The organism is Chryseobacterium paludis (genome assembly GCF_025403485.1).
GTDB lineage: Bacteria > Bacteroidota > Bacteroidia > Flavobacteriales > Weeksellaceae > Chryseobacterium > Chryseobacterium paludis.
Map to the genome: position 1 here is coordinate 906299 of NZ_CP099966.1, position 13938 is coordinate 920236.

Below are 13938 nucleotides of genomic sequence, written 5' to 3' on the forward strand. Positions count from 1 at the left end.
TATGAAAAAAGCTTATTTCTTATTAGCATTTGCAGCATTTGGATTGAATACATACGGACAAAAGACAATTGATCAAAAAGTTTCTGATCTTTTGTCTAAAATGACATTGGAAGAAAAAGTGGGACAATTGATGCAATACAGTGGCTTTGCATATGCTACAGGACCCCAGAATTCCAATTCAGCAACCGTTCTTGAAGAAATAAAAAAAGGTAAAGTGGGCTCTATGCTAAATGTAGCTGGCGTAGAAGAAACAAAATCTTTTCAAAAATTAGCTTTAGAATCAAGATTAAAAATACCGTTATTATTTGGACAGGATGTTATTCACGGATACCGAACCACCTTTCCTGTTAATCTTGGACAGGCAGCAAGCTGGGATTTAGCATTAATTGAAAAATCTGAAAGAATAGCTGCTACGGAAGCTTCAGCATATGGAATTCACTGGACTTTTGCTCCAATGGTAGATATTGCCAGGGATCCAAGATGGGGGAGAGTAATGGAAGGCTCTGGTGAAGATACTTACTTAGGAACACTGATCGGTTTGGCAAGGATTAAAGGATTCCAGGGAAAAGGTCTTGGAAACCTCGATGCAATAATGGCTTGTGCGAAACATTTTGCGGCGTATGGCGCAGCAGTAGGTGGAAGAGACTATAATTCTGTAGATATGAGCCTCAGACAACTGAATGAAACCTATTTACCTCCTTTCAAAGCTGCGGCAGAAGCAGGCGTTGCAACATTCATGAATTCTTTTAATGATATTAATGGGGTTCCCGCGACTGCTAATAAATACATTCTTAGAGACTTGTTAAAAGGAAAGTGGAACTACAATGGTTTTGTGGTTTCAGATTGGGGAAGCATTGGTGAAATAGTTAACCATGGTTATACGAAAGATAAAGCGGAAGCCGCTGAAAAAGCTATTTTGGCAGGAAGTGATATGGATATGGAAAGTCACGTTTATATGACGGAACTTCCAAAACTGGTTAAAGAAGGAAAAGTAGATCCAAAATTCATTGACGATGCGGCAAGACGAATTTTAATCAAAAAGTTTGAAATGGGATTATTTGATGATCCTTATAGATTCAGTAATGAGAAAAGAGAAAAAGAGCAGACCAATAACTTGGAGAACAGAAAATTCGGAAGGGAATTCGGGTCAAAAAGTATTGTTCTTTTAAAAAATCAAAATAATATTTTACCACTTTCAAAATCTACGAAGACGGTAGCTTTAATAGGACCTTTTGGAAAAGAAACGGTAGCCAATCATGGATTCTGGTCTGTTGCTTTTAAAGATGACAACCAAAGGATCATTTCTCAGTTTGACGGAATTAAGAATCAGTTGGATAAAAATTCAACTTTATTATATGCTAAAGGTTGTAATGCTGATGATCAGGATAAATCAATGTTTGCTGAAGCAGTAGAAACGGCAAAGAAAGCTGATGTTGTTATTATGACTTTAGGGGAAGGACATGCAATGAGTGGGGAAGCGAAAAGCCGGAGTAATATCCATTTTTCTGGTGTTCAGGAAGAACTGTTAAAAGAAATTGCAAAAACCGGAAAACCTATTGTATTGATGATCAACGCGGGCAGACCTCTCGTCTTTGATTGGGCAGCGGATAATATTCCTGCGATTCTGTATACGTGGTGGCTAGGAACGGAAGCAGGAAACTCAATAGCTGATGTTCTTTTTGGAACTGTAAATCCGGGAGGTAAACTTCCCATGACTTTTCCAAGAACCGAAGGTCAGATTCCTGTTTACTATAATCATTATAATACAGGAAGACCCGCAAAAACGAATAAAGAACGAAGTTATGTTTCTGCTTATATCGATCTAGATAACGATCCTAAATTTCCTTTTGGATATGGATTAAGTTATACTCAGTTTAAATATTCTGATATGACGCTAAGCTCAACAAGTCTAAAAGGAAATCAAGCTTTAAATATTAAAGTGAATGTTTCTAACAACGGAAATTATGACGGTGAAGAAGTAGTGCAGTTATATATCAGAGACTCATTCGGAAAAGTGGTAAGACCTGTAAAAGAATTAAAAGGTTTCCAAAAAATACTTCTGAAAAAAGGAGAAACTAAAACAGTAAACTTTACACTAACTCCAGAAAATTTGAAATTCTATGATGACCAATTAAATTATGATTGGGAAGGTGGAGAGTTTGAAATTATGGTAGGAACCAATTCTCAGGATGTTCAGACAAAAAAAATTAATTGGATTAAATAATTAGATCAAGAGGAGCGGGTTTTAACCCGCTTTTAATAAAACGGAATAATTGCCGGTTCACTAAACCACCATATTGTATGAAAATTAATATCCGAAGACATTTTTATTTATTAATAACAGGGGGGATTTTATCTCTTTCTATATCAAACTGCACAGCTCAGAAATCTGATTCCAATAGAAATCTAATCTGGAGTGATGAATTTAATGGGAAAGGATTGCCAGATTCTTCAAAATGGAATTATGATGTTGGCGGAGATGGTTATGGAAATAAAGAAGCCCAGTTTTATACTAAAGAACGTCTGGAAAATGTAAGGATGGAAAATGGGAATTTAATCATTGAAGCGAGAAAGGAAAACTGGGAGAAAAATAAATATACTTCAGCAAGGCTTTTAACCAAGGGAAAATTTTCTTTTCAGTATGGAACAATTGAGGTAAGGGCAAAATTACCGAAAGGACGTGGAACATGGCCTGCCATCTGGATGATGAGTGAAGATATGAAGAAATGGCCTGATGATGGCGAGCTGGATATTATGGAGCATGTTGGGTTTAATCCCGGGTATATCCATGCTTCCGTACACACCAAAAAATACAACCATATTCAGGGAACACAGAAAACAGATACTTTAATCATCAGTGATGCAAGTGATCGGTACCATGTATATAAAGCAGATTGGACACCAGAGAAAATAGATGTTTATATTGATGATAGGAAGTTCTTCACGTATGAGAATAAAGAAAAAAACTATGAAGCATGGCCTTTTGATCAGCCTTATTTTATCATTTTAAATCTGGCTGTTGGTGGATTTTGGGGTGGAAAGGAAGGAATAGATGATTCCATTTTTCCACAAAAATATTATATAGACTATGTACGGGTTTATCAGAATAAATAATGAAGGGAATAAAACCTCCATAAAACAGGAAGTAATACAATGAAAAAACTAATCGTAAGTTGTTTTGTTATAGGGATGGCTTGTAATGCTCATGCACAAAACTACTGGAAGAAAAATGCCGGAAAATCAGCAAAAGTTATTGTTACCAATTCTAAAACCAATGAGAAAATGGTTGACAAAGGAATGGTAAAATTTGAAAAATTTGATCAGCCTAAAGAAAATGAAGCCTGTGTTTTCGTAGATCCGGATTTTAAATATCAGAAATTAATAGGAATTGGTGGAGCAATTACAGATGCTGCAGCAGAAACTTTTTATAAATTACCGAAGGACAAACAGAAGGAAATTATTGAAGCCTATTATGGGAAGAATGGTTTAGGTTATACCATAGTTCGAACCAATATGAATTCCTGTGATTTTTCAAGTGATTCTTATACTTATGTAGATGATAATGATGCGTCATTAAAGTCGTTTTCGGTTGCCCATGATGAAAAGTATAAGATCCCAATGATTCAGGAGGCTCAAAAATCTATAGGAAATCAATTTAAGCTTTATTTTTCTCCATGGAGCCCACCAGCGTGGATGAAATCTAATAAAGATATGCTGAACGGTGGAAGGCTGGAAAATCAATATTATCAGACCTGGGCAGATTATTATATCAAGTTTATTAAAGAATATGAAAAAAGAGGGATGAAGATCTGGGGATTAACGGTTCAGAATGAGGCAATGGCAAAACAAAAATGGGAGTCCTGCCTTTATACTGCGGAGGAGGAAGGTGCATTTTTGAAAAATAATCTTGGTCCAACCTTGTGGAAGAATGGATATAAAGATAAAAAAGTAATGATCTGGGATCATAATAGAGATTTGATCTTTCAAAGAGCAACCACGACATTAGGTGATCCTGAAGTTTCAAAATATACATCTGGTATTGCCTATCACTGGTATGAAACGTGGCACAACAAAACACAGTTATTTGATAATGTTGGAGAAACACATAGGGCATTTCCAGATAAATTCCTGGCTTTTACAGAAGGATGTAAAGAGGTATTTAATATGTCAAGGATCAATGATGTCAGTTTAGGGGAGCTGTATGGTAAAAATATGATCAACGATTTTAATCGTGGAACTTCTTTATGGACGGACTGGAATGTACTTCTGGATGAAACAGGAGGTCCCAATCATGTTGGAAATTTATGTTTTGCACCAATCATTGCCGATACAAAAACAGGAGAGGTACATTATACTTATGAATACTATTATGTTGGGCATGTTTCAAAATATATAAAACCTAATGCTCAGAGAGTTGGAAGCTCTACAAATACATCAGGTTTAATTTCTACTTCATTTATGAATGAAAATGGAGAACTTGTGACTGTAATTATGAATAATTCGGATGATGATATAGATACTCATCTTTGGATTGAAGGAATGGCGGCCAAACTTTCAGCGCCTGCACATTCCATACAGACTGTAATTTTATAAACACTTCATATTAATATTTTTTTATTAAAATAGGCTGTCTCTAGAGACAGCCTATTTATTTTTATCATCGAAAGTTTGTTAAACAAATTATTCAACATCATATTTTCTGATTACCTTCTGAGTTACTCCAGAGCTGCTGAAACCTCCATCATGGAAAAGGTTCTGCATGGTTACTTTTTTCGTAAGATCAGAGAAAAGGGTCACACAATAATCTGCACACTCAAGAGCTGTAGCATTTCCAAGAGGAGACATATCTTCAGCATATCCAAGGAAACCTCCGAAACCTTTCACTCCGCTACCTGCAGTAGTTACTGTAGGAGACTGAGAAACCGTGTTTACACGTACTTTTCTCTCACCCCAATAATTTCCGAAAGTTCTTGCAATACTTTCCAAATAAGCTTTGTTGTCAGACATATCATTATAATCCGGGAACGTTCTTTGAGCAGCAATATAAGTAAGTGCTAAAATACTTCCCCACTCATTCATACAGTCTTTTTCCCAAGCCACACGCATTACTTTATGGAAAGAAACAGAAGAGATATCCCAGCCTTTTTCTAACCAATCGTAATTCATTTCTGTATAATGTTTTCCTTTTCTTACATTTACGGACATTCCTATAGAATGAAGGATGAAATCGATTTTTCCAAATTTTGCGATGGCAGTATCAAAAAGCTTTTCAAGATCTTCAATAGAAGTAGCATCTGCACCAACAACTTCAGAACCTGTTTTTTCAGCTAAACCATTAAGTTCTCCCATTCTCAAAGCAATAGGAGCATTAGATAAGATAAATTCAGCACCTTCTTCATGGCATCTTTCAGCAACTTTCCATGCGATCGATTGTTCATTAAGGGCCCCAAAAATAATTCCCTTTTTGCCTTTAAGTAAACCGTATGACATAATTTTTTAATGTTTATTAATATACATACAAATGTAACGATAATTTGTGTTCAGAACATAATAAAAAACAGAGCCTTTATAAAAAGACCCTGTTTTTTTTGAAAATATTTATATAACTGAAATTCTAATTGGTTTTTTTATTCCATTCTGCTTTTACATCTTCAGCGGCATCATTCGCCTTATCTTTCACATCTTTTGCAGCATCCGTTGCTTTATCTTTTGCATCTTCGGCAATGTCTTTCGTTTTTTCCCATGCATCACCCGCTTTATCTTTAATATCTTCCCAAGCATCAGAAATATTAGCTTTTACCCTGTCTAACCAATCTTCCTGGCTAGCTTCCTGGTCGTTGTTTCTCTTTTCATTAATATAATCCCTAGCTTTATCTGCTAAATCGTTGATTTTCCATTTTGCATCGTTAGCTGCATTTTTTAAAGAATTTTCTGTGTTATTTACAGCGTCTTCCGCTTTGTTGTAATCTGAATTATTCATAAGATTTATTATTTAGTGATATTTGTAGTAAAACAATAACCATTCCTAAAGCCGGGATACGCTGTTAAATTTTTCATAATCTTTTGTTATAGTTTTCCAAATCAGTTTTATCTTTAAAGCTAAATAAAAATGAATATTTATGGAAAAGATACGCTGTGGATGGTGTGAAAGAGATGATCTGTACAGAAAATATCATGATAAAGAATGGGGGAGTCCTGTTTATGATGATGAAACTATTTTTGAATTTCTGATATTGGAAAGTTTCCAGGCTGGCCTAAGCTGGTATACCATTTTAAGTAAAAGAGACAATTTTAGGAAAGCATTTGATCATTTTAATTATAAAAAGATTGCAAAATATACCGATGATAAGGTGGTGGAACTTATGGCAGATTCTGGGATCATAAGGAATAAACTTAAAATTTTAGCGACCATCACTAATGCACAGCGATTTATGGAAGTTCAAAAAGAGTTTGGCTCTTTTTCAAAATATATCTGGAGCTTTGTAGATGGAAAACCTATCGATAACAAACCAGAGACTTTAAAAGATATTCCTGCTACTACCGATATTTCTGATGCTTTGTCAAAAGATTTGAAAAAGAGGGGTTTTAAATTTATGGGCTCTACTGTAGTATATGCACATATGCAGGCAACAGGTATGATGAATGATCATATCAAGGATTGTTTTACCAGACAGTGAATATTTGTCTTACTCTATGCTATAATATAATAGTATGATCATTAAATATCTATTATCAGATACATTTCCTTAGAAAACCAGTAACACGCATGTTACTGCATTCGTTTTTTGGAAGTTTTGAAACATAATTTTGTTAAGAATTTAAAACAAAAAATAAAATTATGTCCATATTAAAAGGAAAAACGGCTTTTGTAACCGGAGGAACAAGAGGAATGGGAGAAGCCATTGTAAGACGTTATATTCAGGAAGGAGCAGAGGTAGCATTTACCTATGTAAATTCTGATGAAAAAGCAGAAGCACTTGTTGCTGAGATTGCAAGATCAGGAGGAGTTGCCTATGCAATAAAAGCGGATGCTTCGATTTCTGGAAATACAGAAAAAGCGATCATAGAAGCTGCTGACAAATTTGGTAAAATAGATATTTTAGTAAATAATGCTGCCATATCAATTGCCGGTCCTGTAGAGCAGGCTCATACACAGGCAGATGATTACAACAGACAAATTGATGTAAACATAAGGGCAGTAACGGAGGCTGTGCGTACAGCTTTAAGATTTATGCCCGACGGAGGACGCATTATCACTATTGGTTCAGTTGGAGCAAAACGCATAGGAGGACCTACTATGAGTGAGTATATTGCTACAAAAGCTGCTGTTGGCGCTTACAGTCGTGGATTAGCATGGGATCTGGGATTAAGAAATATTACAATAAATACAATAGAGCCTGGAGTTATTGATACAGATATGTTGAAAAAAGCAGATAATGCTACCAGGGAATTTTATATGAATGCTATGGCATTAAAAAGGTTAGGAACACCGGAAGATGTAGCTGGTTTGGCAAATTTTCTGGCAGGTCCCGATGCAGCTTACATTACTGGAAGCAGTATCGTTATTGATGGCGGTTTCTCTGCTTAAATCCTTTAATATAAATATCAGATTGATGATCCACTCTGTTTTCAAAACAGGAGTGGATTTCTTTATCACTGCCTTGTTGGCATAGAATTCCTTTGGTATTATTATTGATTTTTTCTAATCATTAAAAACCTAATTTTTTACGAACCATGAAAAAATGCGTTGTTATAGATCATACTGAGGAAAACCTGCGTGCATTACAGGATACCATATATGTTATTGGTGGTAAATGGAAACTTCCTATCCTTTTTGCATTGGGTAATGGCAAAAAACGGTTTCTTGATATTAAACGCGATATTTCCGGTATTTCTACACGAATGCTTTCCCTCAATTTAAAAGAAATGGAAATTAATAAATTAGTAAAAAGGTCAGCTTGTGAAGATACCAGAGAGGTAATCGAATATGAATGTACCGAATATGCTAAAGACTATGCAAAATTAATGAAAGATATGATAGAATGGGGGAAAGAGCACCGAAGAGTTATTATAGCATAAAAAAGAAACCGTCATAGTAGACGGTTTCTCTTTTTATTTAAAATTGTTATTTAATAATTCTTTCCAATACCCATTCGATAAGGTTCTTTTCTGAGGCATGGTGATCAGAGGAGAATTCTCCACGTCTTCTGTTAGCAATAACGTTATTTACAGTAATCGCTTTATGTCCCAATAATTTTGAGAATGCATAAATGGCAGAAGTTTCCATTTCAAAATTGGTGATCCCAAGATCATTTAATGTTTCCAGGAATTTGTCATCTAGAGCTTTTAAACGAAGCTGTCTTCCCTGCGGAGCGTAGAACCCTGGAAAGGTCGCAGTATTTCCGTGATATTTGGCATCTTTATAATAATCTGCCATATCTTCAGCCCATTCCGCGAAATAAAGCATCGGCTTAATCTTATCATAAGGGAATCTTTCTAAAAAGCTTTTAGAAAACTCATTTTCGAAATGATAATCCTGATAAAAATGCATTAGGCCATCTAAACCTACAACATTCTGAGTGACCAACATATTGTCAACCTGCACATCAGGGTTTACACTGCCACATGTTCCCATACGGAAAAGTTCAAGTGTTTTATGTTCTGTTTTAAGTTCTTTGTTTTTAAGATCGATATTCACTAAAGCATCAAGCTCATTCATTACAATATCAATATTCTCTGTACCGATCCCTGTAGACATTACAGTAACTCTTTCACCTCGTAATGTTCCGGTATGTGTATAGAACTCTCTTTTGTTTTTTTTGATTTCTACTTTATCAAAATATTGAGATACTTTTGGTACCCTGTCAGGATCACCAACAAGGATGATTTTATCAGCAATATCTTCAGGTAAAAGGTTTAAGTGGTAAACACTTCCGTCTTCATTTAATACAAGCTCTGAGGCTGCAAGTTTATTTAGCATAATATGTTTATTTTTTTGTGTCGATGAATATAGCATCTTTATAAGGAGTAGGCATAAGTTCTATAAGTGAACCATATTCTTCTACAATTCTTTTTTGATTGTTTACAACCTCATATACAGTAATGGTTGTTTTTTCGAAATTTTTAGGATCCTTTCTTTGAGAAGTGATTTCATAAAAATGATTATCCTTTTTCATGACAGAAACCAATTCTTCTTTGGTCGAATTATTGGATGTCATCATTCCTGGAAAGTCCATTACGATTTCTTTTAATTCTGTATAATTCTTATAAGGCTTTATCAGTCCATTTGAGTAAACGTAAACTTTAGGTACCTCTACACCTTCTGCCAAACGAATCAGATAGTAGTCATTTCCTTTTTTTTCCGCATAAACAGCCATTTCCTGAGTTGATTTTTGTGCAAAAGAATTTAATGAAAAAAGACCTGCTATAAAAGTCAGAAATAATTTTGTTTTCATAATAATATTTTGTTTTGATTTGTTGAAAAATAGTTTTAAAATCCTCTTCCCATCATTCCTTCATCATTTTTTTTAAAAGAACCGGATCTGTATTCGGATTTTCAGTATAGTGAATTTGGTTTCGGGGTTTAAAATTAATAAAATTCTATGAATTAAAATATAAACATTATTTAATCCAGATTTAAAACTGGGATAACATCGGAGTTGTAGCTTTGCAGCTAAAAATTTCATGAGATATTCTCTATCATTTATTATCATCTTATTATTCGGTTTTGCAATAATGTCATTTAATCCAACTGACAAAGGCGTAGAAAAAGAAAATACTGTCATAAACAAAGGATTAACTGATTTCAAAAATAAACTCGAACAATTAAAAACAGACGTATATCTGTTTGATGATGATAAAATATCTCTTGAAGATCTACAAAAATCATTAAGAAGTACAAGAAATTCTTTTAAAGAAATAGAATTCTATATTGCTTATCATTACCCCGAATTCACCAAAACCCATCTTAACGCAGCGCCACTGTTTCATATAGAAGCGGCAGGAACTTCTGCATACACCTTGCCTCCTGAAGGGTTACAGGTATTGGATGAATTGATCTTTTCTGAAGAGGCTGGTGAACAAAAGGAAAAGATAAAATCCATTACCGATTTCTTGTATAATAGTTATGCGAACTTTTATTTAAGTTCAATTAAAAATGGATTGAGTAAAGGAACCAATAAAACCTTACCTCTTCGAATAGAATTAATCAGAATTTACAGTTTAGGAGTAACAGGATTTGATACCCCAGGTTCATTAAATATATCAGAAGAAGCTGGTTATGCACTTTTGGGAATTAAAAAATACATCAATGATGATCCTTATTTTAAAAATTATAATATTCAAAAAGTAAATACAATCCTTTCTGCAGCTGGTGAGTATCTATCAGAACATAAAGATTTTGAAACATTTGACCGTATAGAATTTTATAAAAAATATGTACAACCTTTATATGAAGAATTTGGTTCTTGGGACGGAAGATCAGATGATCTCAAAGAGTTTTCAGGATGGAATGTGGGTAATAAAAACTTCTTTAGCAGTGATTTTCTGGATCCTTATTTTTATACATTACTACAATCATCGGAAGATAGCCCTGAGCTTAGAGAACTTGGAAAAGATATTTTCTATGATCAAAGTGTAAGCGATAACACAAAGATGAGTTGTGCAACATGTCATTTACCTGAAAATGCTTTTACAGATTTAAAAGTAAAATCACCTAGCAATGTAGTAGGAAAGACAGTATTGAGAAACTCGCCTTCTCTATACAATGCTGTATTTGCAAAAAGATTTTTCTATGATATGCGCGCATTCTATATCGAACAACAGGCGGAACATGTTATCTATAATGAACAGGAATTTAATACGAGCTACGAAAGTATCATCAAAAAATTAAAAACAAAACCTGAATATAAAAAAGCCTTCCGTTCGGCATTCAAAGATGGTAAGATCAATAAAGAGAACTTCTCCAAGGCATTAAGTTCTTATGTCGCTTCTTTGTATTCTTTTGAAAGTGATTTTGACCGCTTTATGAGGAATGAAAAAGAAATTTCAGATGATGCTAAAAAAGGTTTCAATTTATTTATGGGAAAAGCCAATTGTGCAACATGTCATTTTGCACCTCATTTTTCCGGTCTGGTTCCTCCTTTCTATAACGAAAATGAATCTGAAGTATTAGGAGTTACAAAGGCACCTATCAATAAACTGCCTTTGGAATTAGATTCAGATCCGGGTAGGATAAAAAGTCCTGTGAAAAAAGAAAATTCATGGATCTATGAAAACTCTTTTAAAACAGTAACGGTGAGAAATATTGCCCTTACCAAGCCTTATTTCCATAATGGAGCTTTCAGTACTTTAGATGAGGTTCTGGATTTCTATAATGAAGGTGGTGGAGAAGGATTAGGCTTGAAAATGAATAACCAGACTTTACCTGCGGATAAACTCAACCTCACCAAACCGGAAATCAAGCAGATCATTGCATTTCTAAACACACTTACTGATATTAGCCGAGCAAAGAAGTAATAAGTGTTGTGAGTTTCGAGATGTGGGTTGAGGTTGAGACACGAGGTTATGGAATTTGGCTTTCAGGATTGGAAACATCAATATTGCTTCCAATAACTTTCAACTTCAATTGTCAACCCACACAAATCCCACATCATAATTTAACAATAACTTAATTCCCTTAATATTGGGTTTTTAATTTTGTAACATTGGATGATGTTTATTTAAAACTGTATTAATAGAGGGCTCGTGATTATAAAATAGTTTTGCAACATCTAATAAATCGAAACTATTATGAAGAAAAAACTACTTACAATTGCAGCTCTTGCATTAGTATCAAGTTCTGTATTTCAAGCACAGACTTTTGTTTTCAATAAGAATGCCTCATGGAGGTATAAAGACAACAACCAGGCGCAGGTTGCTCAATGGAAGGATACCAACTTCGATATTACTTCTTGGTCAACAGGAAATGGTCCTCTTGGATATGGTGATCCTGTAACTACAACGATCAGTTCAGGTCTTACAGCTGCTTATTTTGCAAAAGATTTCACTGTAAATTTAGCCGATCTTTCTGATGCAATGGAATTAGGTATTATGAGAGATGATGGTATTGTAGTATATCTGAATGGAGTAGAAGTTGTAAGAGATAATATGCCAACAGGAGCTATTGCTTTTAATACACCGTCTGTTAACACTATTGATGGTGCTGCGGAAAGTGTTTACAATATTTTCTCGATTCCAAAATCAAAATTTGTAAATGGGAACAATAGAATATCTATTGAATTGCATAACAGAACAGGGCAAAGCTCAGATTTAAGAATTGACGCCTATCTTAAAACAACGACCACTCCAACCAATCCGGTTAGCTGTAATATTGCTCATATCAGCTGTTTTACTTCTATCGTTCCAACATCGCAAACGAATAAGCTTATTATCCCAACAGAACATAAATATCAGCTTATTTTAAAAGAAGGTGATAACTATACACAGGGAGGTGGATTAGTAGGAGGTCAGAATGACTTTACAGCTTATGTACCTAAAAACGGAAGTGCTACTAATGGATATCTTTCTGTAAACCATGAAACAAACCCTGGTGGAGTTACCATGGCTGAAATCAACTATAATGCTTCATCGAAACTTTGGCAATTGACAAAGTCGAGAGCTGTAGATTTTTCAACACCTAGTTTAGTACAAACGATCAGAAACTGTTCTGGAGGTATTACACCTTGGGGAACAGTAATAACTGCTGAAGAATCGGTAACATCAAGTGATGTAAATGCTGATGGATATAAAGATTATGGATGGTTGGTAGAAATTGATCCTGCAACCGCTCAGGTGATCTCTCAAAATACAGATGGTTCTAAAGGTAAGCTATGGCAAATGGGTATTATGAATCACGAAAACGTAGTGGTTAATAATGCAGGAACTACCGCTTATTATGGTGAAGATGGTGGAACACATTTGGTTTATAAATATGTAATGGATACCCCAAATAATCTGTCTTCAGGTAACCTTTATGTATTGAAATTAGATCAGGGACTAAGCAGTGGTGGAGATCCTGTAGGAACTACTGCAACATGGATTCAGGTTCCTAATAAATTTAAAGCTGACCAGAATAATACCAATAATTTGGCATCCTCATTAGGGGGAACTTCATTTAATGGAGTAGAAGATGTTGATATCAGTCCATTAGATGGGAAAATTTATTTTACAGCTAAAGGTTTAAATAAAGTATATCGTTTACAGGATAACGGAACAACTGCTTCATCAGTAGAAACTTTTGTAGGTGGACTTTCTACCGTATATTCTTTCAATACCGCACAAGGAATGAAATCTGAAGTTTGGGGAGATGGTAATGACAACCTTACCTTCGATGAACTAGGAAATCTTTGGGTATTGCAAGACGGGGGTAAAAATTATATTTGGGTAGTGGCACCAGATCACACGGCGGCAAATCCTAAAGTAAGACTTTTCGCTTCCATGCCTACAGGATCTGAGCCCACAGGACTTACATTTACGCCAGATCATAAATTTGGATTCTTCTCTATTCAGCATCCGGATGGTACGATCTCTACAGATGTTGATGCAACAGGAAATGTGATTGATTACCGTGGAAAATCTGCAACGATTGTTGTAGCGCTTAAAGATAATTTAGGACAAAACGGAACTTTAGGAACTATTGATGCTAAGGCAGAAAATACAGTTACTATAGCACCAAACCCTACTTCAGGAATTGTGAAAATTAATTCTCCTAAAGGTCTGAAGGATATTTCAGTAACAGCTTACAGTATCGATGGTAAGATTGTTTACACAAAGAAATTCACAGGTTCTAATACTACATTGGATTTAGATTTTACATCACAACTTGAAGCATCTGGAGTGTTGATCTTGAATATTGAAGCTGTAGGTTTCCAGAAAACCGTAAAACTTCTTAAAAAATAA

The 13938-nt window shown here is 34.8% G+C and carries 12 protein-coding genes; 8 read left to right on the plus strand and 4 right to left on the minus strand.

Annotated features, from left to right (window positions below):
- Position 1: 1 nt before the first annotated feature.
- From NG806_RS03710 to NG806_RS03720, 3 genes are all read left to right on the plus strand, one after another.
- Positions 2-2224 (plus strand): glycoside hydrolase family 3 N-terminal domain-containing protein, encoded by a 2223-nt coding sequence (locus NG806_RS03710; RefSeq protein WP_261512016.1) that lies wholly within the window; start codon positions 2-4, stop codon positions 2222-2224.
- Positions 2225-2301: 77 nt separating this feature from the next.
- Positions 2302-3114, plus strand: coding sequence for a glycoside hydrolase family 16 protein (locus NG806_RS03715; RefSeq protein WP_261512017.1), 813 nt, complete (start codon positions 2302-2304; stop codon positions 3112-3114).
- 39 nt (positions 3115-3153) lie between these two features.
- On the plus strand, positions 3154-4593 hold the full coding sequence (locus NG806_RS03720; protein ID WP_261512018.1) for a glycoside hydrolase family 30 protein: 1440 nt from the start codon (positions 3154-3156) through the stop codon (positions 4591-4593).
- An 87-nt stretch (positions 4594-4680) separates the two neighbouring features.
- On the opposite strand, the gene NG806_RS03725 is transcribed toward NG806_RS03720, so the two are convergent.
- Positions 4681-5490: an enoyl-ACP reductase FabI gene (locus tag NG806_RS03725; protein WP_214825554.1), complete on the minus strand. Its 810-nt coding sequence runs from the start codon at positions 5488-5490 to the stop codon at positions 4681-4683.
- 124 nt (positions 5491-5614) lie between these two features.
- Entirely contained in the window at positions 5615-5980 is a 366-nt protein-coding gene (locus NG806_RS03730; protein ID WP_214825552.1) for a YtxH domain-containing protein, read from the minus strand.
- 139 nt (positions 5981-6119) lie between these two features.
- On the opposite strand from NG806_RS03730, the gene NG806_RS03735 reads away from it, so the two are divergent.
- From NG806_RS03735 to NG806_RS03745, 3 genes are all read left to right on the plus strand, one after another.
- Entirely contained in the window at positions 6120-6677 is a 558-nt protein-coding gene (locus NG806_RS03735; RefSeq protein WP_214825550.1) for a DNA-3-methyladenine glycosylase I, read from the plus strand.
- 161 nt (positions 6678-6838) lie between these two features.
- Entirely contained in the window at positions 6839-7588 is a 750-nt protein-coding gene (locus NG806_RS03740; RefSeq protein WP_214825548.1) for an SDR family NAD(P)-dependent oxidoreductase, read from the plus strand.
- 146 nt (positions 7589-7734) lie between these two features.
- Entirely contained in the window at positions 7735-8079 is a 345-nt protein-coding gene (locus NG806_RS03745; RefSeq protein WP_214825546.1) for a winged helix-turn-helix transcriptional regulator, read from the plus strand.
- A 46-nt stretch (positions 8080-8125) separates the two neighbouring features.
- On the opposite strand, the gene NG806_RS03750 is transcribed toward NG806_RS03745, so the two are convergent.
- Both NG806_RS03750 and NG806_RS03755 read right to left on the minus strand, forming a co-directional pair.
- Positions 8126-8980 (minus strand): nucleoside phosphorylase, encoded by an 855-nt coding sequence (locus tag NG806_RS03750; RefSeq protein ID WP_214825544.1) that lies wholly within the window; start codon positions 8978-8980, stop codon positions 8126-8128.
- A 7-nt stretch (positions 8981-8987) separates the two neighbouring features.
- Positions 8988-9455: a hypothetical protein gene (locus NG806_RS03755; protein ID WP_261512019.1), complete on the minus strand. Its 468-nt coding sequence runs from the start codon at positions 9453-9455 to the stop codon at positions 8988-8990.
- A gap of 229 nt (positions 9456-9684) precedes the next feature.
- Here NG806_RS03755 and NG806_RS03760 point away from each other — a divergent pair, with 229 nt between their 5' ends.
- Both NG806_RS03760 and NG806_RS03765 read left to right on the plus strand, forming a co-directional pair.
- A complete protein-coding gene (locus tag NG806_RS03760; protein WP_261512020.1) occupies positions 9685-11517 on the plus strand; it encodes a cytochrome-c peroxidase in 1833 nt (610 codons plus the stop codon).
- Between the two features lie 273 nt (positions 11518-11790).
- Positions 11791-13938 carry an alkaline phosphatase PhoX gene (locus tag NG806_RS03765; protein WP_261512021.1) on the plus strand — a complete coding sequence of 716 codons (2148 nt, stop codon included), beginning with the start codon at positions 11791-11793 and terminating at the stop codon, positions 13936-13938.

What these genes read in the sequence shown, in the direction of transcription:
- NG806_RS03750 (WP_214825544.1), bottom strand. Translation starts at nt 8,980, where the DNA reads ATGCTAAATAAACTTGCAGCCTCAGAGCTTGTATTAAATGAAGACGGA.
- NG806_RS03755 (WP_261512019.1), bottom strand. Translation starts at nt 9,455, where the DNA reads ATGAAAACAAAATTATTTCTGACTTTTATAGCAGGTCTTTTTTCATTA.
- NG806_RS03760 (WP_261512020.1), top strand. Translation starts at nt 9,685, where the DNA reads ATGAGATATTCTCTATCATTTATTATCATCTTATTATTCGGTTTTGCA.
- NG806_RS03715 (WP_261512017.1), top strand. Translation starts at nt 2,302, where the DNA reads ATGAAAATTAATATCCGAAGACATTTTTATTTATTAATAACAGGGGGG.
- NG806_RS03720 (WP_261512018.1), top strand. Translation starts at nt 3,154, where the DNA reads ATGAAAAAACTAATCGTAAGTTGTTTTGTTATAGGGATGGCTTGTAAT.
- NG806_RS03735 (WP_214825550.1), top strand. Translation starts at nt 6,120, where the DNA reads ATGGAAAAGATACGCTGTGGATGGTGTGAAAGAGATGATCTGTACAGA.
- NG806_RS03745 (WP_214825546.1), top strand. Translation starts at nt 7,735, where the DNA reads ATGAAAAAATGCGTTGTTATAGATCATACTGAGGAAAACCTGCGTGCA.
- NG806_RS03710 (WP_261512016.1), top strand. Translation starts at nt 2, where the DNA reads ATGAAAAAAGCTTATTTCTTATTAGCATTTGCAGCATTTGGATTGAAT.
- NG806_RS03725 (WP_214825554.1), bottom strand. Translation starts at nt 5,490, where the DNA reads ATGTCATACGGTTTACTTAAAGGCAAAAAGGGAATTATTTTTGGGGCC.
- NG806_RS03740 (WP_214825548.1), top strand. Translation starts at nt 6,839, where the DNA reads ATGTCCATATTAAAAGGAAAAACGGCTTTTGTAACCGGAGGAACAAGA.
- NG806_RS03765 (WP_261512021.1), top strand. Translation starts at nt 11,791, where the DNA reads ATGAAGAAAAAACTACTTACAATTGCAGCTCTTGCATTAGTATCAAGT.
- NG806_RS03730 (WP_214825552.1), bottom strand. Translation starts at nt 5,980, where the DNA reads ATGAATAATTCAGATTACAACAAAGCGGAAGACGCTGTAAATAACACA.